This is a genomic window from Bradyrhizobium sp. LB13.1, from assembly GCF_054056815.1.
Genome location: NZ_JBSRYQ010000001.1, coordinates 1,075,040 through 1,096,931 on the forward strand (window position 1 = coordinate 1,075,040; position 21,892 = coordinate 1,096,931).

General features: G+C 64.4%; 17 protein-coding genes and 3 pseudogenes. 7 read left to right on the forward strand and 13 right to left on the reverse strand.

Annotation, left to right across the window (positions count from 1 at the left end; genetic code table 11):
* Positions 1-15: 15 nt before the first annotated feature.
* Both atzF and ACVWYI_RS05015 read right to left on the reverse strand, forming a co-directional pair.
* Positions 16-1,822 (reverse strand): annotated as a pseudogene (gene atzF, locus ACVWYI_RS05010) (allophanate hydrolase).
* 206 nt (positions 1,823-2,028) lie between these two features.
* Positions 2,029-2,523, reverse strand: a complete 495-nt coding sequence (locus tag ACVWYI_RS05015; RefSeq protein WP_456661388.1) for a MarR family winged helix-turn-helix transcriptional regulator — start codon at positions 2,521-2,523, stop codon at positions 2,029-2,031.
* Positions 2,524-2,675: 152 nt separating this feature from the next.
* Here ACVWYI_RS05015 and ACVWYI_RS05020 point away from each other — a divergent pair.
* Positions 2,676-4,522: pseudogene (locus ACVWYI_RS05020) on the forward strand (feruloyl-CoA synthase).
* Positions 4,523-4,893: 371 nt separating this feature from the next.
* On the opposite strand, the gene ACVWYI_RS05025 reads toward ACVWYI_RS05020, so the two are convergent.
* Entirely contained in the window at positions 4,894-5,400 is a 507-nt protein-coding gene (locus tag ACVWYI_RS05025; protein WP_456661389.1) for a MarR family winged helix-turn-helix transcriptional regulator, read from the reverse strand.
* Positions 5,401-5,484: 84 nt separating this feature from the next.
* Here ACVWYI_RS05025 and ACVWYI_RS05030 point away from each other — a divergent pair.
* Both ACVWYI_RS05030 and ACVWYI_RS05035 read left to right on the forward strand, forming a co-directional pair.
* A pseudogene (locus ACVWYI_RS05030) lies at positions 5,485-6,694 on the forward strand (cytochrome P450).
* 179 nt (positions 6,695-6,873) lie between these two features.
* Positions 6,874-7,938, forward strand: coding sequence for an ABC transporter substrate-binding protein (locus tag ACVWYI_RS05035; protein WP_456664480.1), 1,065 nt, complete (start codon positions 6,874-6,876; stop codon positions 7,936-7,938).
* Positions 7,939-8,078: 140 nt separating this feature from the next.
* Here ACVWYI_RS05035 and ACVWYI_RS05040 read toward each other — a convergent pair whose 3' ends face one another.
* Positions 8,079-9,341, reverse strand: a complete 1,263-nt coding sequence (locus tag ACVWYI_RS05040; RefSeq protein WP_247339216.1) for an NAD(P)/FAD-dependent oxidoreductase — start codon at positions 9,339-9,341, stop codon at positions 8,079-8,081.
* Positions 9,342-9,647: 306 nt separating this feature from the next.
* Between ACVWYI_RS05040 and ACVWYI_RS05045 the strand changes: the two genes are divergently transcribed.
* Complete coding sequence (locus ACVWYI_RS05045) at positions 9,648-10,820, forward strand: ABC transporter substrate-binding protein (RefSeq protein ID WP_456661390.1); 1,173 nt, start codon at positions 9,648-9,650, stop codon at positions 10,818-10,820.
* Between the two features lie 155 nt (positions 10,821-10,975).
* Here ACVWYI_RS05045 and ACVWYI_RS05050 read toward each other — a convergent pair whose 3' ends face one another.
* From ACVWYI_RS05050 to ACVWYI_RS05090, 9 genes are all read right to left on the reverse strand, one after another.
* Positions 10,976-12,847, reverse strand: a complete 1,872-nt coding sequence (locus ACVWYI_RS05050; RefSeq protein WP_456661391.1) for a bifunctional sugar phosphate isomerase/epimerase/4-hydroxyphenylpyruvate dioxygenase family protein — start codon at positions 12,845-12,847, stop codon at positions 10,976-10,978.
* The gene (locus tag ACVWYI_RS05055) at positions 12,844-13,584 is read right to left on the reverse strand and encodes an ABC transporter ATP-binding protein (RefSeq protein ID WP_456661392.1); all 741 of its coding nucleotides are present in this window, start codon (positions 13,582-13,584) and stop codon (positions 12,844-12,846) included. Before ACVWYI_RS05055 ends, ACVWYI_RS05050 begins: the two co-directional genes overlap by 4 nt.
* A gap of 11 nt (positions 13,585-13,595) precedes the next feature.
* Positions 13,596-14,339, reverse strand: a complete 744-nt coding sequence (locus tag ACVWYI_RS05060) for an ABC transporter ATP-binding protein (RefSeq protein WP_456661393.1) — start codon at positions 14,337-14,339, stop codon at positions 13,596-13,598.
* The gene (locus tag ACVWYI_RS05065) at positions 14,336-15,334 is read right to left on the reverse strand and encodes a branched-chain amino acid ABC transporter permease (RefSeq protein WP_456661394.1); all 999 of its coding nucleotides are present in this window, start codon (positions 15,332-15,334) and stop codon (positions 14,336-14,338) included. Before ACVWYI_RS05065 ends, ACVWYI_RS05060 begins: the two co-directional genes overlap by 4 nt.
* Positions 15,331-16,206 carry a branched-chain amino acid ABC transporter permease gene (locus ACVWYI_RS05070; RefSeq protein WP_456661395.1) on the reverse strand — a complete coding sequence of 292 codons (876 nt, stop codon included), beginning with the start codon at positions 16,204-16,206 and terminating at the stop codon, positions 15,331-15,333. The genes ACVWYI_RS05065 and ACVWYI_RS05070 overlap by 4 nt, the downstream gene beginning before the upstream one ends.
* Positions 16,207-16,331: 125 nt before the next feature.
* Complete coding sequence (locus ACVWYI_RS05075; protein WP_456651800.1) at positions 16,332-17,462, reverse strand: ABC transporter substrate-binding protein; 1,131 nt, start codon at positions 17,460-17,462, stop codon at positions 16,332-16,334.
* Between the two features lie 58 nt (positions 17,463-17,520).
* Complete coding sequence (locus tag ACVWYI_RS05080; RefSeq protein WP_456661396.1) at positions 17,521-18,399, reverse strand: shikimate dehydrogenase; 879 nt, start codon at positions 18,397-18,399, stop codon at positions 17,521-17,523.
* 143 nt (positions 18,400-18,542) lie between these two features.
* Complete coding sequence (locus tag ACVWYI_RS05085; protein WP_456661397.1) at positions 18,543-19,481, reverse strand: LysR family transcriptional regulator; 939 nt, start codon at positions 19,479-19,481, stop codon at positions 18,543-18,545.
* A 121-nt stretch (positions 19,482-19,602) separates the two neighbouring features.
* Complete coding sequence (locus ACVWYI_RS05090; RefSeq protein ID WP_456661398.1) at positions 19,603-19,779, reverse strand: hypothetical protein; 177 nt, start codon at positions 19,777-19,779, stop codon at positions 19,603-19,605.
* A 167-nt stretch (positions 19,780-19,946) separates the two neighbouring features.
* Between ACVWYI_RS05090 and ACVWYI_RS05095 the strand changes: the two genes are divergently transcribed.
* From ACVWYI_RS05095 to ACVWYI_RS05105, 3 genes are all read left to right on the forward strand, one after another.
* Positions 19,947-20,675, forward strand: coding sequence for a helix-turn-helix transcriptional regulator (locus tag ACVWYI_RS05095; protein ID WP_247338746.1), 729 nt, complete (start codon positions 19,947-19,949; stop codon positions 20,673-20,675).
* 83 nt (positions 20,676-20,758) lie between these two features.
* Complete coding sequence (locus ACVWYI_RS05100; protein WP_456661399.1) at positions 20,759-21,415, forward strand: acyl-homoserine-lactone synthase; 657 nt, start codon at positions 20,759-20,761, stop codon at positions 21,413-21,415.
* Between the two features lies 1 nt (position 21,416).
* Positions 21,417-21,635, forward strand: coding sequence for a hypothetical protein (locus ACVWYI_RS05105; protein ID WP_456661400.1), 219 nt, complete (start codon positions 21,417-21,419; stop codon positions 21,633-21,635).
* The last annotated feature ends 257 nt before the right edge of the window (positions 21,636-21,892 follow it).

Consider the following 21,892-nt stretch of genomic DNA (forward strand, 5'->3'; position numbering starts at 1 on the left):
CATGAGGAGATGCACCTATCCCGTCGCCTTCTCCGCCATATACTTTCGCCAACCGCCATAGGCCGTAATGTCGCGGGCGTCGCCCAGCACTTCCGGCTCGACGAGAAACCCCTTCACGTTGCGGCCGTCGGCCAGCCGCACCGTGCCGATCGCCATCGGCGCGGGGATCGCGTTGACGAACTTGCCGAAAGCGGACGACGACAGCGACCATATCTCCAGCTCGATCGACGCGCCCTTGCCGGCTTCGACGCGCAGCATGCCCGGCTTCGGCGGCGTGGTCTTCAATGCGTAGAGCTTGTAGTCAGCCGCGGTCCTGGTCGTCTCGATCAGGTGGCCGTTCAGCGCTTTCAGCTCGCCGTTCAGCGCCATGCCTGACAGATGCGCGCCGACGACGGCGATCGGAATTCCATCGACGCTGGTCGCGGCAAGCGGCGCGAGCGCAGACTGCGCCACGCCCCTTGCGCCAAGCGTCAGCTCCGTAGCCGCGTGAAACACGCGGCCGATGCTCGCGAGCAGCGCGTCATGTCCGGCCGGCGCAAGCAGCGTGATGCCGAATGGAATGCCGTCGTCACGCATCGCTGCCGGCACCGCGAGGCCGCAGAGGTCGAGCAGATTCACGAAATTGGTGTAGGTACCGAGCCGGCTGTTGAGCTCGACCGGATTGGCCAGCACCTGAGCGGTCGTATAGACCGTCGGTGCCGTCGGCAGCACCAGCGCGTCGATGTTCGTGAAGGTGCGCTCGGCGATCTTGCGCAGGCCCTGCAAGCGGTAGAGCGCGGAGAAGGTTTCCGCCGCCGTCAGCCGCGCGCCGGCCACGGTGATCTCGCGCGTCACCGGATGGATCGCATCCGGCGCGGACGCCAGCAGGTCGCGGATCACGAGATAGCGCTCGGCGACCCACGGTCCCTCGTAGAGCAGCCGCGCCGATCTCGTAGAACGGCTCGAGGTCGAACTCGACGAGCGCTGCGCCAAGCGCGGTCCAGCGCTTCAGCGCATCGCTAAAGGCCGCTTCCGCCTTCTTGTCGCCGAAAAAGATCAGCTGTCCGTTGCGCGGCACGCCGAGACGCAGGTTTGCCGGGAGCGGCGTGATCGCGCCCAGCCGCCGATCGCGCGAGAACGGATCGGCCTGGTCGGGGCCAGTCATCACGGAGAGCGCCAACGCGGCGTCGTCCACGGTCAGTGCGAACACCGAGATGCAGTCGAGCGTCCGGCAGGCCGGCACCAGGCCAGCGGTCGAGATCATGCCGAGGCTCGGCTTCAGCCCGACGATGTTGTTGAGCATCGCCGGCACGCGTCCGGAGCCGGCGGTGTCAGTTCCCAGTGACAGCGGCACCAGCCCGGCGCCGACGGCGGTGGCCGAGCCCGAGCTCGATCCGCCGGGAATGAGATCATCGCGGATCGAATTGCGAGGAATGCCATGAGGGGAGCGTACGCCGACGAGGCCGGTCGCGAACTGGTCGAGATTGGTCTTGCCGATGATGATGGCGCCGGCGGCGCGCAGCCGTTGCACCGCGGTCGAATCATGCATCGGCGTATACGAGAAGGCCGGGCAGGCCGCGGTGGTCGGAAATCCCAGCGCGTCGATATTGTCCTTTACCACGACCGGCACGCCATAGAGCGGCAGGCTGGCGGCGTCCTTCGTGGCGAGCTTCTCGGCCTCCGTGATCGCGTCCTTTTCGTCGCGCAGGCTGATGAACACGGCCGGATCGTTGTGGTCGCGGATGCGCTGATAGGTGCGTGCGACCGTCTGCGCCGGCGTGAGCGTGCCCGCGCGATGCGCGGCCACAATCGCGGCGATCGTTTCAGGCTGCTCAGCCCCCATTCCAGCCCTCATGGCGACAAAACTCCGGCTACGGCTCTTCACCCGGATCGAAGCAAGCGATGTGCCATTGTGTACACGATCCGGGCAGGACGAGTGCTCCGGATATTATCGGGGGATCAGTGGCTTGGGGGATATTTCGAGGGTCGGGTGGCCGTCGTGCCAGCGCCCTGCCGGGGGGCATTTGCATAAATAGTGGGCAGTCTGGGTCAGGTGAAGTCAGCGAGGATCCGCAGCAGCCGCCCCCGGTTCTCCTTGCCGATCCTGTCCTCGACATGCCGCTCGTGCTCCGCGGCGAGGCGCTTGAATTTCGCCAGCGCCGTCTCGCCTTGCGCGGTGAGGTGCAGGGCATGGGAGCGCCGGTCGGTCTTCGATCTGACCCGCTTCACGAGCCTGCGCTGTTCGAGGCTGTCGAGCAGATGCACAAGCCGCGCGCGCTCGATGCCGAGGCGCTTGGCCACCGCCATCTGCGAAAGGCCGGGATTGGCGCCGATCACTGTCAGCACCGAATATTGCGTCGGCCGGATATCGACATTGCCGAGCGTTTTGACGAAGTCCTGGAAAATCCAGATCTGGAAGCGCCGCACCGCATAACCGGCGTGGCCGACCAGTGCATCGAGGCCGATTTCGTCCGCGTCGTTCCGCGGCGTTGCGCCGTTGGCCGCACGCTTGCGTGGGAAAGTCTGGGCTGCGGTGGTTGTCACGTCGGGTCTCCTGCCGGGCCATTGTTGTAGCGCCTTCGCCGTGCCAGCGGAAGATTGTTGTTGACGACAACAATTGCCACGCCCAACATTATGGTCAACGCGGCCCGCGACGAGGCTGCGGCCGATCCCGGCTTCCGGGCGAGGAGGAAACCATGACAGCCGCCCCACGCGGTGATGCTTCGAGCCTGTTCGCGACGCCCAAAACCGTTGCCGAGCATCGCGCCGACGGCAGCATCGTGCTGCGCTCGCCCGACCCCTTGCGCAATGGCGCGCGCTGCATCGGCGACTGGCTGGAGCAATGGGCGCGGCAGAGGCCTGATGCGATTTTCCTCGCAGAGCGCAGCAGTGCCGAAGCGCCATGGACCACCGTCACCTATGCGCAGGCGCTGCGCCAGGTGCGTGCTGCGGCGTCCTGGATTTTGGCGCGGGTCTCAGCCCAGAGCATCCGCTAGCGATCCTCTCCGACAACAGCATCGATCATGCGCTGCTGGCACTCGCGGCCCAGCATGTCGGCGTGCCCTCGGCGGCGATCTCGCCAGCCTATTCGCTGATGTCGGACTTTGACAAGCTCAAGAGCATGATCACACTGCTTGAGCCCGCCGCGATCTATGTCTCAGCAGTGAAGCCGTTTGCGGCGGCGATGGCCGCGATCAAGCCGCTGCATCGTGCGCAGATCATCAGCGGCAATGCAGACGATATCGATGCGCTGGCCTTCGGCACCATCGCGGCAACGCCCGAGAGCCCCGAGGTCGCAACGGCCTTTGCCGCGGTGACGCCCGATACGATCGCAAAATTGCTGTTCACCTCGGGCTCGACCGGTACGCCGAAAGCCGTGATCAACACCCAGCGCATGCTGACTTCCAGCCAGCAGGCCAAGGCGCAGACCTGGACCTTTCTCGAGCAAGCTGGCAGCGATCTCGTCATTCTCGACTGGCTGCCCTGGAGCCACACGTTCGGCGCCAACCACAATTTCAATCTCGTGCTGCGCAATGGCGGCTCGCTCTATATCGACGGCGGCAAGCCTGCGCCGGGCCTCTTTGCGACGTCACTCGCCAATTTGAAAAGCGTGATGCCGACGGTCTATTTCAACGTGCCGCGCGGCTTTGACATGCTGATCGCGGCGCTGCGCGGCGACGAGGCGCTGTGCCGCCGCTTCTTCGGCGAGGTGAAATTCGCGTTCTACGCCGGTGCCGCGCTGCCGCAGAATCTCTGGGACGCGATCGAGGAGCTCTCCGTCAAGACCGTTGGCCGCGCGATACCGATGGTCTCGGCGTGGGGCTCGACCGAGACGTCGCCGCTGGCGACCGACTGCCATTTCCTCGCGGAGCGCTCGGGCAATATCGGCGTGCCCATCCCCGGCACCGAATTGAAGCTCGTCACCTCCGGCGACAAGCTGGAGGTGCGCGTGCGCGGCCCCAACGTCACGCCGGGCTATTGGAAGGCGCCGGAGCTGACCAGGCAGGCGTTCGACGAAGAGGGTTTTTATCTCATCGGTGACGCCGTGAAGTTCGCCGACGCCGGGCGGCCCCAGCGCGGCCTGTTCTTCGACGGCCGCGTCGCGGAGGACTTCAAGCTCAATTCCGGCACCTGGGTCAATGTCGGCACGCTGCGCGTCGCCGGCATCGCCGCGCTGGCGCCGCTCGCGCAGGACATCGTCGTCACCGGTCATGGCGGCGACGAGGTGCGCTTCCTGGTGTTCCCGAATATCGCCGCCTGCCGCGTTCACGCGGGTTTGCCCGAGACGGCAGGTGCGAGCGACGTGCTCGCGCATGACAAGGTCAGAGCGGCGATCGCGCGGGGTCTCGCGAAACTGAGGCAGCAGGGGGCCAATTCCTCCGGCCACGCCACACGCGCACTGCTGCTCGCCGAGCCGCCGTCGGTGGACGGCGGCGAGATCACGGACAAGGGCTACATCAATCAGCGCGCCGTGCTGACGCTGCGCGCCAAGGCGCTGGCGCGGTTGAACGTCGATGCGCCGGGGGAGTGGATTGGTCCGTAGCAGTTGTTTGGGCCCGTGCCCCGGACGCAGCGCAGCACGCAGTGATGCGCTGCAGAGCCGGGGCCTATCTCGCTTAGTGCGCGCCGTCGCATGGATCTCGGCGCTGCGCAGCAGCGTTTCACGCTGCAGCGCGTCCGGAACACGAGAGTTGGGCAAGCCCAATTACGCCAGCGATTCTGCCGCAATATCTTTGCCGAATTCTTTTGTTGCCTAAGCAACTAACTTGTGCGAACCGTTCCGGACAAGGATGATGGCGGGAGCAACCGCCGCGTCTGATCTCGGAGGGAGCAATGCTCGGCAGAGAGGGTGCCGCGGGCGAGTGCCGGCGCATGCCTGGACGTGACAGGGGTCCGCGCCCGCTGCGCGGCGCGTCAGGTCTCGGTGCCGCCGGTTACCGTGCCGAGATTCTCGTGCAGGCGGCGCAACAGGTCGATCAGCACCTCGCGCTCGTCCTTGCCCAGACAAGACAACAGGCGTCGCTCGCGCTCGAATGCCGCGACGATCACCTTGTCATGGGTGGCGCGGCCCTTCGCCGTCAGCGAGATCGAATGGGTGCGCCCGTCGTTGGGGTCGGTGCGGATCGACACCAGCCCCCGCTTTTCCAGGCCCGCCAGCGTCCGGCTCACCGGGCCCTTGTCGAAACCAATGACGTGGCAGATTCGCGAAGCGGGAATGCCGGGCTCGATCGCCAGCAACGACATGATCCGCCATTCCGTGACGTTGACGCCGAACTGCCGCTGATAGAACGCGGTGGCGCTATTCGAGAGCTTGTTGGCGATGAAGGTGATGAACGCCGGGACGTAGCGATCGAGATCGAGCGTCGGCCCCGTCTCCGCGGGCGCAGGTTTTTGGCGGGCTCTGGTCGAAGACGGCGGCATATCGGGATTCTGTCTCGCGGCGTGGTCCGGAGACCTAAAGGTAAGCGCGGCCCTTTCACAAGATCAAAATGAGGGAGGACTTCAATGAGTGCACCCGGCTCTGCCGTATCGGCCGTCCCGCATCTCGACGTCGATCCCTTCGACATGGATTTTTTCGCCGATCCTTATCCGACGCATGAATTGCTGCGAGAGACAGGTCCGGTCGTTTATCTCGACAAATGGAAACTCTACGGCGTAGCGCGCTATGCCGAGGTTCATGCCGTGCTGAATGATCCCGCGACGTTCTGCTCCAGCCGCGGTGTCGGTCTCTCCGATTTCAAGAAGGAGACGCCGTGGCGGCCGCCCAGCCTGATCCTCGAGGCCGATCCTCCCGAGCACACCCGCACCCGTGCCGTGCTCTCAAAGGTGCTGTCGCCGACGGTAATGAAGGGGCTCCGCGACCGCTTTGCCGCGGCAGCGGAAGCGCGTGTGGACGCGCTGCTGGAGAAACGCAGCTTCGATGCCATCGCGGACCTCGCCGAAGCCTATCCGTTGTCGATCTTCCCGGATGCGCTCGGGCTGAAGCCTGAGGGCCGCGAGAATCTCATTCCCTATGCGAGCCTGGTGTTCAACGCCTTCGGCCCGCCGAACCAGTTGCGCAAGGAGGCGATCGCGCGCTCGGCGCCGCACCAGGCCTACGTCACCGAGCAGTGCCAGCGCGACAATCTCACACCCGGCGGCATCGGCGCCTGCATCCACGCCCATGTCGACGAGGATGCCATCACCGCCACCGAAGCGCCGCTGCTGGTGCGCTCGCTCTTGTCGGCCGGCCTCGACACCACGGTCAACGGCATCGGGGCAGCGGTCTACTGTCTCGCGCGCTTCCCTGAGCAGTGGCAGCGCCTGCGCAACGATTTCACGCTGGCGCGCAACGCTTTCGAGGAGGCCGTTCGTTTTGAAAGCCCGGTGCAGACCTTCTTCCGCACAACAACGCGCGAGGTCGAACTGTCAGGCGCGACCATCGGTGAGGGCGAGAAGGTGTTGATGGTTCCTGGCTGCCGCCAATCGCGATCCGCGGCGCTGGGACAAGCCCGACAGCTACGACATCACCCGCCGCACCTCCGGCCATGTTGGCTATGGCTCAGGTATTCACATGTGCGTCGGCCAGCTGGTCGCGCGGCTCGAAGGCGAGACAATGCTCGCGGCGTTGGCCCGCCGGATCGCAAAGATCGAGATCACCGGCGAGCCACAGCGTCGTTTCAACAACACGCTGCGCGGGCTCGACAGCCTGCCTGTGACCATCACGCCGGCCTGACGCGACTGGCATCGAAAACAATAAATACGACAGGGGAGGGAATAATGAAGAACTTGAAGTGGACGCTTGCGCTGGTCGCGAGCTTGATCGGCGGCGCGGCAAATGCCGAGATCTCGGACAATGTCGTGCGCGTCGGCGTGCTCAACGACATCTCCGGCATCTTCCAGGACACAAACGGCATGGGTTCGGTCGAGGCCGCGCGCATGGCTGCCGAGGATTTCAACGGCGGCGGCAAAGGCATCAAGGTCGAGATCGTCTATGCCGATCACCAGAACAAGGCCGATGTCGGCAACGCCATCGCGCGCAAATGGCTCGATGTCGAGGGTGTCGACGCCATCGTCGACGTGCCGAACTCGGCCGTTGGTCTCTCCATCAACACGCTGCTGCGCGACAGCCGCATGACGTTCCTGGCGTCGTCCACTGCGAGCTCCGATCTCACCGGCAAGGCCTGCTCGCCCAACACCATCCAATGGGTCAACGACGCCTGGGCCACCGGCAATACGACAGCGGCCGCGATGATGTCGCGCGGCGGCAAGAACTGGTATTTACTCACGGTCGATTACGCGCTCGGCAAGGGCATCGAAGCGGAAGCCCAGAAATACATCGAGGCGCATGGCGGCAAGGTGTTGGGCTCCAGCAAGCATCCGCTCGGCACCTCCGATTTCGCGTCCTTCCTGTTGCAGGCGCAGGGCTCGAAGGCGGAGGTGATCGGGCTCGCCAATGCCGGCGGCGACACCATTAACGCGGTGAAGCAGGCCGCCGAGTTCGGGATACAGCAGGGCGGACAAAAACTGGTCGCCTTCCTGCTCTTCATCAACGACGTCCATGGCATGGGTATCAAGGTCGCGCAGGGCCTTCAGCTCATGGAAGCCTTCTATTGGGACATGAACGACGACACCCGCGCCTTCGCCAAGCGGTTCGCCGCCCGGCCCGGCATGAACGGCAAGATGCCGAGCGGCAACCAGGCCGGCGTCTATGCGTCCACGCTCGCTTATCTCAATGCGGTCGCCGCGACCGGCAGCGACAGTGCCAAGGACGCTGTGCCCGAGATGAAGAAGTTCAAGGGCAAGGACAAGCTGTTCGGCGACACCACGATCCGCCAGGACGGCCGCGTCGTGCATCCGATGTATCTGTTCGAGGTGAAGAAGCCGGAGGAGTCGAAATATCCGTACGACTATTACAAGCTGGTCTCGACGATTCCCGCGGAGCAGGCGTTTCGGCCAGCTGGCGGAGGGCGGGTGTGAGCTGGTGAAGTAGGCTCTCGTGCCCGGACGCAGTGCGGCGCGTAGCGCTGCGCTGCAGAGCCGGGGCCCACAGGTCTGGGTCCCGGCTCTGCGTCGCGTCAGTTAATGCCGCGCCGCGTCCGGACACGAGAGGATGGTCCCTACACCACCTTGCTGCTTCCCTGCGTGATCAGCCGCGCGGCCCGCTGGTCGCGGGCGTAGATCCAGAGCCAGCTCAGCGCGACGCTGAGGCGGTGGCGCAAGCCGATCAGGAAGTAGATGTGGGCGATGCCCCAGATCCACCACGCGACGGTGCCGCGCAGTTTTACCTTGCCGAAGTCGATCACCGCGAGCCGTTTGCCGATCTGCGCAAGGCTGCCGGAGTGCTTGTAGCGGAACGGGCCTGTCGGCTCTCCGCGCAGCCGCGCCTTGATGCTGTCCGCGACGTGACGGCCCTGCTGCTTGGCGGCCGGCGCGATACCGGGCACAGGCTTGCCGTCCCAGGCGTTGATCACAACGGTGTCGCCGATCGCAAAGATTTCGGGATGACCGGGGATGGTGAGATCGGCCTCCACTTGCACGCGTCCGGCACGATCGGCCGGCGCGCCCAGCCACTCAGCCGCGGGCGAGGCGCGGACGCCGGCGGCCCAGATCTTGGTTTTGGCATCGAGCCGCGTGCCGCCGAAAACCACGCCGTCGCGGTCGATCTCGGTGACGGCCTTGCCAAGTACGACCTCGACGCCGATCTTTTCCAGTGAGGCCTGCGCATAGGCCGAGAGGTCGTCGGCAAAACCTGCCAGCACGCGCGGCCCCGCCTCGATCAGCACCACGCGCGCTTTCGTCGTGTCGATGTTGCGGAAATCGCCGGGCAAGGTGTGGTGCGCCATTTCGGCAATGGTGCCGGCAAGCTCGACCCCGGTGGGGCCGGCGCCGACGATGACGAAAGTCAGCCGCGCCGCGCGCTTTTCCGGATCGGTCTCGCGCTCGGCGCGCTCGAACGCCACCAGGATGTGACGGCGCAGCGTGGTGCCGTCCTCCAGCGTCTTCAGGCCCGGCGCGAACTGCTCCCATTCGTCGTGGCCGAAATAGGCATGTCGCGCGCCTGTGGCGAGCACCAGCGTGTCGTAAGGCACCTCGCTGCCGTCGTCGATCAGCACGCAGCGCCTGTCGGCATCGACACCGCTGACGGTCGCAAACAGCGTCGTCACATCGCGCCGGTCGCGCATCAGGTGCCGGACCGGCCAGGCGATCTCGCTGGTGGCGAGCGAGGCGGTCGCGACCTGATAGAGCAGCGGCTGAAACAGGTGATGGTTGCGGCGGTCGATCAGCGCGATCTCGACCGGGCTGCCGGCCAGCCGGTGGGTCGTCTCCAGTCCGCCGAAGCCGGCTCCGACGATGACGACGCGATGCGGTGTCGTGGTCATGATGCGCCCTCGAATCTCGCTGCTCTGCTCTTTCATTTAAGTGCGAATTGGGCGTCGCGGTCCAATAGCGGTCATCAATCGCCGGATAGGCCAAGTGTATCGAGTGTACTGATATCCCGCGAAAAAGCGCCGCAGCCCTCGCCGAAGTGAGTAGAACTATATTTCTTGCCATTCACGATTAGGGCGAATTATGGTGCAGGGCAGACGCTGAGCCATTGGCGGCTCGACAGATTTTGCGTTCAATAGAGATTGACCCGGGGCGACGATCACCCGTTTCCGGGCTCAATAATAAGGAGGGGAGAGGCTATGAGGACGGCATTCTGGCTGGCGGGCGCAGCGGCGCTGGTGCTGGCAAACCCGGCATCCGCCGGCGACACCATCAAAATCGGCTTCGTTTCGACCTTTAGCGGCCCCACCGCCGTGATCGGCAACGACATGCGCAACTCGTTCGAGCTCGCGCTGGATCACATCGGCCGCAAGATGGACGGCAAGCCGGTCGAGGTGATCTACGAGGACGACGGGCAGAAGCCCGATGTCGGCAAGCAGAAGACCGAGAAGCTGGTGCAGTCCGACAAGGTCGATTTCATCGTCGGCTACATCTGGTCGAACGTGCTGCTGGCCTCGCTCAAGACCGCGGTGGATTCGCAGACCTTCCTGATCTCGGCCAATGCCGGCCCGTCGCAGCTCGCGGGCGATCTTTGTTCGCCCTACGTGTTCTCGACCTCCTGGCAGAACGACCAGACGCCGGCCGCCATGGGCCTCTACATGAACCAGAAGGGCGTCAAGAGCGTCTTCCTGATCGGCCCGAATTACGCCGCCGGCAAGGACATGCTCGCGGGCGTGAAGAGCACGTTCAAGGGCGAGGTCAAGGGCGAGGAATACACGGTGTGGCCGAGCCAGCTCGACTTCTCCGCCGAGCTCTCCAAGGCGCGCGCCTCGGGCGCCGAGTCGATCTTCGTGTTCTATCCCGGTGCAGCCGGCGTGCAGTTCCTCAACCAATATGCGCAGGCCGGGCTGAAGAGCACGATGCCGCTCTATACGGCTTTCACCGTCGACGAGCTGTCGCTGCCGCTGCAGAAGGAGAACGCGCTCGGGGTGCCCGGCGCGCAGGAATGGGTGAATGATTTGCCCAACGAGCAGAACAAGCGCTTTGTCGCCGACTACCGCAAGAAGTACACCGGCCTGCGCCCGACCTATTACGGCGCGCAAGCCTATGACGCGGCCCAGCTCATCAACAGCGTGGTGGTCGCGGTCAAGGGCGACACCAGCAAGAAGGACGCGATGAAGGCCGAGATGGAGAAGGCCAATTTCAAGTCGCTGCGCGGTCCCTTCAAATACGGCAAGAACCACATCCCGGTGCAGAACTTCTATCTCCAGGACGTGGTCAAGGACGGCGACGGCCAGCTTTCGCTGAAGACGGTCGCGACCATCGTCGAGAACGACCAGGATCGCTTCCACGACAAATGCGCGATGAAGTGAGGTCTCTGCTTTCCCTCTCCCCGGTCGCGGGGAGAGGGGCTCTCAGCTCTCTCCCCGTCATTGCGAGCGCAGCGAAGCAATCCAGAATCTTTCCGCTGAGGGATTCTGGATTGCTTCGTCGCAAGGGCTCCTCGCAATGACGGCGTGGAGAAAGTCTACACCCGCGGCATGCTCGCAGGCCGCACTTCGCGCGCCTGCGCTGCAAGCCTGATGCCGGCATTGGCCGCGCCGAAGCCCTGATAATCCCGCCGCTCCACGATCTCGAAGAAAAACCGCTCGTCGAAAATGTGCGTGTAGACCTGGAAGAATTCTCCGTCGCCTTCGCGATCGTAGAGAATGTGGTTGGCGCGCAGCTGCGCCATCAGCTCGGGTGCCAGATCGTACTTGGCTTCGATGTCGTCGTAGTAATTATCAGGGATATCGAGGAAATCAGCGCCGCGCTTGCGCATCTCCGCGACCGCCACAAAAATGTCCCGGCACGTGAACGCGACGTGCTGCACGCCTGAGCCGAAAAACTCCGAGATGAAGCGCGCCGGCAGTGTACGGTTGGCGGATGAGCCGTTAAGCACGAAACGCAGGCTCTGGTCGCCATTGATGACGGCCTGGCTCTGCACGAGCCCTCTGGGATCGGCGATCTCCATCTGCGGCAGGCGCGTCAGGTCGAGGATCCCGGTGTAGAACAACAGCCAGGACAGCATCTCGTCATAGGGCATCGACTGCGCGATGTGATCGACGGCCAGCAGGGCGTCCGCGCACGCGTCGCTCGCAATCGGCTCGAAATCCGTGTCCCAGTTCTTACCGGCCTGATCGAGGAAATACAGCAAGCTGCCGCCGACGCCATGGATCGCGGGAATCTCGAGTTCGCCCGGCCCGACCGGCTGGTAGAAGGTTCGCGCCTTCAGTGTCTCGGCGCGTTGCATGGCAAGGCCCGCATTGTCGACCTCGATCGCGATGGCGCAGACGCCGGGACCGTGCGTGACATAGTGCGAATGCGCAAAGCCGTCGGTCTCGGAGTTGACGACGAGCTCGACCTTGCCTTGCGACCAGCGCTCCACCGCCTTGCTGCGATGCTTGCCGGTCTTGCGGAAGCCGAGCTGCGAAAGCAGGTGGGCGAGTTCGCCGGCCTTGGTCTCGTTGACGGCAAACTCGATGAATCCCGTGCCGCGACTTTTGGCCTTCGGCGCCAGGGGCTCGCTGATGAACTTTGGCCAATCCGGTGCAAGCTGGTCCTCCAGCAGGATCAGCGAGCGCAGGCCGTCGACCGCGGTCTGCATGGCCGAGCCGGCGCGGAACTGGTCGTTGAAGATCTCCAGCGACAGCGGCCCCGCATAGCCGGTCGCCGCGATCGCCGCCATGAACTCGCCGACCGGCAGATCGCCCTGGCCGGGGAAGGAGCGGAAGTGCCGGCTCCACGACAGGATGTCGAGCTCGAGCTTCGGCGCATCCGCAAGCTGGACCAGAAAGATCTTGTCGCCGGGGATCGAGGCCATCGCGCGAACCGGAAAGCCGGGGGCCAGCGCGTGAAAGCTATCCAGGATGACGCCGATCGCGGGGTGATCGGCGCGCCGCACGATCTCCCAGGCGTCGCGGTAGTCGTTGACGTGGCGTCCCCAAGCCAAAGCCTCGTAGCCGACGCGCAAAGACCGTTTTGCCGCGCGCTCGCCGAGCTCGCGAAAATCATCCGCGGCGCGGTCGATGCCGCCGAGCGAGCTGGGGGACACGTTGGAGCAGATCAGCAGCAGGTCGGTGCCGAGCTCCTGCATCAGGTCGAACTTGCGTTCGGCGCGGGCAAAGTTGCGCGAACGCTGCGGCTCCGGCATGCCCTCGAAATCGCGGAACGGCTGAAACGCGCAAATCTCGAGATTGAGGTCGCCGCAGAGCTTTGCGATGTCACGCGGGCTGGCGCCGAACGACAGCAGATCGTTCTCGAAAATCTCGACCGTATCGAAGCCAGCGGATGCGATGGCGCGGAGCTTTTCGTCGAGGCTGCCTGACAGGGAAACGGTCGCGATCGAGCGCTTGTTCATGCTGCGTTGTCCTCCTCCATCGCACCGCCCAGGAAGAGCTGGCCGATTCGCGGGTCGTTCAGGATTCGCTTCGCGCCGTCGACCATGCGGGTCTGGCCGAGTTCAAGCACGATGCCGATGTCGGAAATCTCCAGCGCCGAGCGCGCGTTCTGCTCGATTATGAGAATGGTGACGCCGCGGTCGCGCAAGCTCTTCAGGATGTCGAAAGTCTGCTGCACCATTAGCGGTGACAGGCCGATCGAGGGCTCGTCGATCAGCACGAGCTTTGGTTCGAGCAGCAGCGAGCGGGCGATTTCGAGTTGCTTCTGCTCGCCGCCGGACAATGTGGAAGCCTGCTGCGTCGATTTCCGCCGCAGCACCGGGAACAGGTCGAGCGCGGCCTCGATCCGGCTCTGCAGGTCGATGCCCTTGCCCGCGGAAACGCCGCCGAGCTCGATGTTGTGGCGCACCGACAACTCGGGAAAGATGTTGCGGCCCTGCGGCACGTAGCAGATGCCGACATTGAGCAGCGCGCGCTGGCTCAAATTGGTGACGTCCCGGCCGGCAAAACTGATCTTGCCCTCGCGCAGCTTGAGCAGGCCGAAGATCGCCTTGAACACGGTGGACTTGCCGGCGCCGTTCGGGCCGATGATGGTGGTGATGGTGGCCTGCGGCACGGCGAAGGTCGTGCCGTTCAAAATCGTCATCTTGCCGTAGCCGCCGACGAGATTGTGAACCGAGAGGATCGGATCGCTCATGATGGCTCTCCCTAATGTCCGAGATAGGCTTCGATCACGGCCGGATCCTTGCGGACGTCGTCGGGCCGTCCCATCGCCAGCACCTTGCCTTCGGCCATCACCATCACGCGCGAGCACAGCGACATCACGAATTCCATGTTGTGCTCGATCACGACGAATGTGGCGTTCTTCTCGCGGTTGATCGCGACCAGCCGCTCCTTCAAATCCGTCAGCATCGACGGGTTGACGCCGCCGGCGGGCTCGTCGAGCAGCACCAGGCGCGGTCCACCCATGAAGGCCATGGCGGCGTCGAGCAGCTTCTGTTGGCCATAGGAGAGTCCGCCGGCCGGCTCGTCGGCGAGATGATCGAGCTTGAAGAAGCCGATCATCTGGTTGGCGGCCTCGGTCAACCCGGCATCGGAGCGGCCGACCAGGCGCGAGGCCATGCTGCCCTGGTGCTCCTGGCCTGCCAGGATGAGGTTCTCGCGCACTGAGAGCTTTGGAAACACCTGCAACAGCTGGAAGGTGCGGCTGACCCCGAGCTTGTTGAGCTCGGCGGGGCGCAGGCCGGTGACCACCTTGCCGTCGAGCTTGACCTCGCCGCCTGATGGTGTGAGCTGGCCGAGGATGCAGTTGAACAAGGTGGACTTGCCGCAGCCGTTCGGGCCGATCAGACCGAGGATCTCGCCTTCGCGCACGTCGAAAGAGACGCCGCCGACGGCGCTGATGCCGCCAAAGTTCTTCTTGATGTCGGTGACTTCGAGGACCGCGCTCATTGCACCGTCTCCAGCCGGGATTTTGCGACAGCGCGCAGCGTGGAAGCCGCCTTGGTGCGGCGTTCGGCCAGATAGCGATCCAGGATTCCCAAAATGCCGGTCGGCGACCAGATTAGCAGCCCCATCACCGCGATCGCGTAGAGCATCAGATAATAGCCCTCGGTGAAGCGCAGCCATTCCGGCAGCAACACGGCGATCATCGCGCCCAGGAACGGACCCAGGAAGAAGCCGGCGCCGCCGACGATCACCATCATCAAGAGGTCGAGCGAGAGCGACAGGTTGAACGGCACGGGATCGATATATTGCGTCAGCGGCGCATAGAGCGCGCCGGCGACGCCGCCGAGCGCCGAGCCGATCGCGAACGCCATCAGCGTATAGCGGCGCGTGTCGACGCCGAGCGATTGCGCGCGCAGCGGATTTTCGCGCAGCGCCATGAACGCGCGGCCCCAGGGTGAGCGGATTAGCCACCACACCGCCAGCGACACGATCGCGAGTGAGCCGAGGCAGACATAGTAGAACGGCAGCGGCTTGCTGGTCGCGATGCCGAAGATGTGCGGGCGCGGAATGTTGGAGATGCCGTAGATGCCGCCGGTGAGCCAGCTCTCGTTGCGAAACACCAGGAAGGCCAGCGTGGAGAAGGCGAGCGTGACGAAGGCGAGGTAGTGGTGCTGCACCCGCAGCGCGGGGTAGCCGAGCACCCAGCCGACCGCGAAGCTCAACGCGATCGCGACGACGATCGCCGCCGGCAGCGGCCAGCCATGCGTGGTCATGATCGCTGCCGCGTAAGCGCCGATGCCGACGAAGGCGCCCTGCGCCAGCGAGACCTGGCCGGCATAGCCGAGCGTGAGGTTGAGGCCCGTGGCGGCGATCGCCATCACCGCCCACTGGCTCAGGATGAACAGGCCATAACGGTTGAAGTTCATGGGGATGACGATCAGCGCGGCGATGACGATGAGGCCGAGCGCGATCTTCAGAGGTTTGGCGAAGGCGCTCATACGGTGCGCTCCTCGGCACGGCCGAGCAAGCCCTGCGGCCGGAACAGGATGACGGCGATCAGGATGATCATCGGCACGGCGGCGCGGTACTGCGTCGAGACGTAGGCGGCGGCGAGATTGTCGAGCGTGCCGATCAGGAGGCCGCCCGCGATTGCGCCGCGCACCTGGTTGAACCCGCCGACGATCGCGGCGATGAAGGCGGCCTGGCCCAGCACCTCGCCCGATGTAAATTTCGCAAGGTAGATCGGCGTGATCAACAGCGAGGCGAGCGCGACCAGAAACGCATTGATCAGGAAGGTCAGGAGGATCATGCGCTCGACCGGGACGCCGATGATGCGCGCCACCGTCGGGTTCTGCGCCGCCGCCTGCATCTGGTGGCCGAGCGAAGTTCGGTTCAGGAGCGCCGTCAGACCGGAGACAGCAAGGATGGCGAGGACGAGGACGCCGATGCTTTGCAGCGAGACGGCATGGCCGAGGATGGAGACGTCGCCGGTCGGCACGATCGAGGGGAAGGGTGATGCTTCGGCGCTGAAGAACTGCTTCACGGCCTCCTTGATGCCGATCGCAAGCGCCATGGTCGCGATCGCAAGCGGCAGCACGCCATGGCGCATCATCGGATCGGCCAGCAGCATCTTGAAGGCGAGGCCCAGCAGCAGCATCGAGAGCAGGATGCCGAGGATAATCGCGAGCCAGAACGGCGCGCCGGCATGCATCGCTGCCAGCATCAAAAATGCCGGCAGCATCACGAACTCGCCTTGCGCGAAATTGATGGTCTGCGAGGTCTGCCACAGCAATGTGAAGCCGACCGCGACCAGCGCATAGATCGCGCCGGTGGCAAGTCCCGCGACCAGAAGATCAAACAGATTGGACATTTTCCCCTCTCGGCGCTCTGTCTTCTCCCTCTCCCCGCTCTCTTTTTTCTCCCTCTCGCCGTTCTTACGAGGAGAGGGAGAAGAGAGATCTCTCCCCGCGCGGGCGGGGGGAGGCGAGGAAGCCCTCACTTCACCTTCGGCAGCACCTGCTTCACGACCTGCTTGCCTTCGACCACCTCGACCAGAAAGCTCTGGCGATCGATGTCGCCGGTGTCGCTGAAGGTGACGTCCATCAGGATGCCCGGCTCGTCCGCTGCCTTGATGGTCAGGCCATGCAGCGTGTCGGCGAAGGCTTTGGAATCGACTTTGCCCATTTTCTCGGTCGTGGCTTTCACCATGTAGACCGCAAGATAGCCCTTCAGGCCGTTATGGTCGGGCACGTAATTGTACTTCTTCGCGAACTTGTCGCGAAACGCCTTGATCAGGTCGACCGGCGCGTCGGTGGTCAGGCCGACATGGCCGCGCGCGCCATTGGCGGCATCGCCCGCGAGCTCGATCACCTTCTGGCCAATCAGCGTGGTCTCGCCCATCAGCGGCGCGGTGACGCCCTGGCGCTTCAGCTCCTTCAGGATGCGCGCGCTCTCTTCCTCGTTCAGGTAGACGAACACGGCGTCGGGATTGGCCGCCTTGATCTTGCCGACGTCGGCGGCGAAATCCGCCTGGCCCGCTTCGGTGGAGAGATCGGCGACCACCTTGGAGCCCAGCCGGTCGAGCTCCTTGACCACGACGTCGCGACCGCCGCGGCCGAAATCATTGTTGACCCAGACCACCGCGACCGACTTCGCCTTCATGTCGTCGTGAATGTACTTTGCCACTTTCGGCATCGAGGATTGCTGGCCGAACGAGGTGCGGAACAGGAATTTGTTTCCGGCCTGCGTCAACTCGGCGGCTTCGCCGCCCATGATCTGCGCGATGCCGGCTTCGGCTGCGAGCGGCGCGGTGACCTTCACGGAGCCGGAATAGCCGGGCCCGAGCAGCACATAGGGCTCGGCGTCGAGCGCCTTCTGCACCTGCGCGCGCGCAACGCCGGGGTTGGATTGCGAGTCCGCATGGGTGACCTCTAACTTGCGGCCGAGCACGCCGCCCTTGGCGTTGATCTCCTCGATCGCGAGGTCGATGCCGTTCTTCCAGTTGGTGCCGACGGTGGCGCCGCCGCCGGAAAGCTCGGCGACGTCGGCGAGCTTGATCGCCTGGGCGTGGACACTGGTTGCAGTCGCGAAGGCAAGCAGGGCGCCCGCCAGAATGGCCGATTTCATGGTCTATCCTCCCATTTTTCGTTGATGTTGTTCGCGGCCTTGTGTCCGGCCGCTTTGGTTACGCTGCGTGATAGGCCGAGCTTCGTGCGGCCATCACCTCGTCAAATGCCTCTCCCATGACCTCAGTCGACGGGGCCAGGCCCGTGAACAGTTCGAAAGCGTCGGCGGCCTGGTAGATCGCGAGCTCCCGCCCGGTCATGATCCGCGCGCCCGTGGCTTGTGCGGCCGCGAGCAGCGGCGTGATCAGCGGCGAGTAGACGGCATCCGCAACCCACAATTTTTCATGCAGCAGCGTGGCCGGGACCGGCATGCCGCGGTTCGGCAGCATCCCGACCGGCGTGCCGTTGACGAGGCCGGTCGCGCCTTGCAGCGCGTCCTCGATGCTCGACGCCAGCCTTGCGACGCCCCGCGCGGCCAGCAGAGAGACGAGCGTCTCGGCGCGCGCCGGCTCGCTGTCGAAGATGCGGATGTCGGTCACGTCCAGGCTCGCCAGCGCAAACGCGATCGCCTTGCCGACGCCGCCGGCGCCGATCACGGCGACGGCGTTGCCGGACGGCGCCAGCAGTGGCGCCACCGCGCGCGCGAAGCCGGTGGTGTCGGTGTTGTGGCCGGTCAGCCGGCCGGCCCGGGCGACGACGGTGTTGACCGCGCCCATCGCGGCAGCGCCCGGCGCCAGCTCGTCGAGCAGCGGGACCACCGCTTCCTTGTAGGGGTAGGTGACGTTGACGCCGGCAAAGCCGAGCCGCCGCACGCCCTCGAGCATCATGCGGAGCCCGGCCGCATCGGCGCCGGCGACCTCGATGAGCTGGTAATGGCCGCGCAGCCCCAGCGCCTCGGCGGCGCGCTCGTGCATGGCAGGGGACGCGGAATGCGCGATCGGAGCGCCGATCAGGCCGGTGAGGAGCTTTTTGCTGGCGGCGTATCCGCGCTTGGACATGGTTCGCTATCGTCTCGTTGGGAGCGTTCGGTCCCGGCCATTAGCGGGGAAATCCGCGCAATTCCAAGGGGCTTCCAAGTGCGACGATAGACTTTCCCCTGCCTAACACAATTACCCATTTATCAGGCAAACCTAACATAATGTTATTTCTTTCGCCCACGCGCCGGGGCGGCCTTGCCGTTGCCGCGGGATGGCTCCACCGCGCGCATCTCGGCGCGCAGGGACTCGATGAAATACTCGACCTGAAGCGACAGCGGCGCGCCGTGCTTCACCGCGATGTAGGTGTCGAACCGCGTCGGCTCGGTGATCTTCAAGAGCTCGATGCCGGGATAGCCGCCATGGGCCACCGTGAACTGGTCGATGACGGCGATGCCGAGCCCGGCCTTCACCAGCGCGCAGACCGTGGTGCCGAAGCGCGCGCGGATGGTGATGTTGTAGTCGAGCCGGTTGCGCGCAAAGATCTCGGCCATGATCCGGCCGTAGGGGTCGTTCGGATCGATGCCGATCAGCGGATAGCGGGTGATCTCGGCCGCGGAAACCTGCTTGCGGCCGGCGAGCTCATGGCCTGATGGCACGATGCAATAGAGCTCGCCCGAGGCGAGCGGCATGAAGTCGAGCCCGGAATGCTCCAGCCGGTAGCTCATCGCGACGCACTCGCCGCGACCGAGCAGGAGATAGTCGATGGCTTCCTCGATCTTGAGGATGTTGATGTCGATGCCGAGGTCGGGATAGCGGCGGCGGACACGCTCGATCGCGCGCGGCACCATCACCTGCGAGATGCTCGGTACCGAGCCGATGCGCAGCTCCGACAATCCGCCGCGGCCGATCTTGGAGATGAGCTCGGAGAGGTCGTCCACCTTCTTGTAGACGCCGTTGATCTGCTCGAAGATGTTCTCGGCTTCCGGCGTCGGGAAATAGCGGCCGTTCTGGCGCTGGAAGAAGCGGATGCCGAGCGAGCGTTCGGTATATTTGACGAGGCGGCTGATCCCCGGGGCCGAAACGTTGAGCAGCTTCGCCGCGCCGCCGATGGTGCCCGTCACCATCACGGCACGGATCACTTCAACCTGGCGCAGCGTCATCATGTCCTGGGCATCCGAAAGATAATCGTGGTCGCGATCATCTCACGAGAGCCGCGAGGTCATCCAGCGGCAAATGTTCGACAACGTGAATTGGCGGCGCGCGCCCGCGCTGCCGCGACCGCGTTTAGCTCGACGGTCCTTCGGGCGACACGCTGCCGGGTCGTTCCGGGCGCTCGCTTTGCAGCACCTCGCGCGCGAACTCGATGATCTTCTGCTTGTTCGCCGTTTCACGGAAGGCGAAAAACACGCGGTTGAGTTCCAGGCCGAGAACGCTGTTGAGCGCGATGTCCTCGTCTTCCATCGTGGTTTTCCCGCTTCAGACGTCATAGGTGTAACTTGACGTCCCATCTTCCACAAGTAGATCAAAGCTTCGAGGTCAATGGGATACCGGACAACTACGGAAACGGTGAATTGAGGCAGCCCGCGAAGACGTGCTATACCGGAGCCCAAGGGTCAGGAAACGCACCGATGTCCGCCGTGGATTATGGCCGGGAGGCGCTCGACTTCATTGAAGGCCTGGCGGCCTATCGTAAGGTTCCGGACGCGATGAACGCGCTCGAAGGGGCGTTCGGGCGCTTCGGCTTCGAAACCATCATCGTGACAGGGTTGCCGAATCCCGACCAGCGGTTCGCGCAGATGGTGCTCGCCAAGCGCTGGCCCGCGGAATGGTTCAGTCTCTACACACAGAACAACTACGACCGCGTCGACCCGGTGGTGCGGATGTGCCGACAATCGGTCAACCCGTTCGAATGGTCGGAAGCGCCCTATGATGCCGAACTCGATCCGGGCGCGGCGGAGGTAATGAACCGCGCCGGCGATTTCCGCATGTCGCGCGGCTTCATCGTGCCGATCCACGGGCTCACCGGCTATGAGGCCGCCGTGTCGCTCGGGGGCATCCATCTCGATCTCAACGCCCGCAGCAAGCCGGCATTGCACCTGATGGCGATGTACGGCTTCGACCACATTCGCCGTCTGCTCGATCCGGCGCCGTATTCGTCGACACGCCTCACCCCGCGCGAGCGCGAAGTGATCTCCTGGGCCTCGCAGGGCAAGTCGGCCTGGGAAATCGGCGAGATCCTGCACATCACGCAGCGTACCGCCGAAGAGCATCTTGCAACCGCCGCGCGCAAGCTCGGTGCCGTCAACCGCACGCATGCGGTTGCACTGGCGATTCGCAACAAGATCATCAATCCCTAACCGACGTACTGGGAAATTTCCCAATATCGAGCCTGCCTCTTTTCGCAGACGCTGCTCCCCATTGAGGACGAATGGGGGCTTTCATGATTCACGCCATTTCTGCGGTAAATCGTCACCTTTACGAAGACGTGCTCGAGCAGCATTTCCGGCTGCGGCACGACATCTTCGTCGAAGAGCGCCACTGGGAGGCACTTCGCAAACCTGATTGCCGCGAGATCGATTCCTATGACGACGAGGATACCGTCTATCTGCTCGCGCTGGAGGGGCGGCGCGTCATCGGCGGTCACCGGCTCTACCCGACTACCAAGTCTTCAATGATGAGCGAAGTCTTCCCGCATCTGGCGGCGGTGCGCGGCTGTCCGGCGGATCCGCTGGTCTGGGAATGGTCGCGCTACTTTGTCGTGCGCGATCGCCGCGACGGCGCGCTCAACCTGCAACTGATGACGGCGGTGCAGGAGTTCTGCCTCGGTCAGGGGATCGCGCAAGTCAGCGCGATCATGGAAACCTGGTGGTTGCCGCGCTTTCATGAGGCCGGCTTCGTCGTGACCCCGCTCGGTCTGCCGACTCTGGTGGAGAACGCATGGACCATGGCGGCGACGATCGACATTCGTCGGGAGACGCTCGATGCCCTGCATGATCGCATCGGCATGCCTTCGATCGTGCAACAGGACGGCCCGCGTTTGGACGCCGTCGCCCGTGCCAACCTCTGCGGCCTCGCCGCGCAACAAAAGAGCGCCTGAGATGTCGAACATGATGCGGAACGGCCAGATCATGGCGCAGACCAAGGACGAGAATCTCGGCTACATGTCCGACATGGCGCTCGAACTGGCGCAGATGGCGGAAGACACCGGATTGGGGACGCTCGCCTATCTGTTCCGGATGGCGGCGCTGGAAGCCTCGACGGCCAACAGCGTGCTCGCTGAACCGGATAACCTTCCCCGGCAGATGACGTCGCACTAGGCGCCATCCTTCCTGACGTTGCGACGAATTTCACACCCTTCCTCCGGCAACGGGGGAGGGTGATCGTTTGGGTGCGGCAGGTTGACCCATCCCGCGCGGCAGCCTTCTTGCACGGCGCTTTGCACGGCGGCGCTCGATCGCATGCATCGGCATGCAACAAAGTGCATGTTTGGTGTCAAATCGCTCTTGCCTCGGAACGATACTGCCATTACCCATTTTTCCGCCTTGTACAGGCAGGGGGAGCTCTTTCACTGATG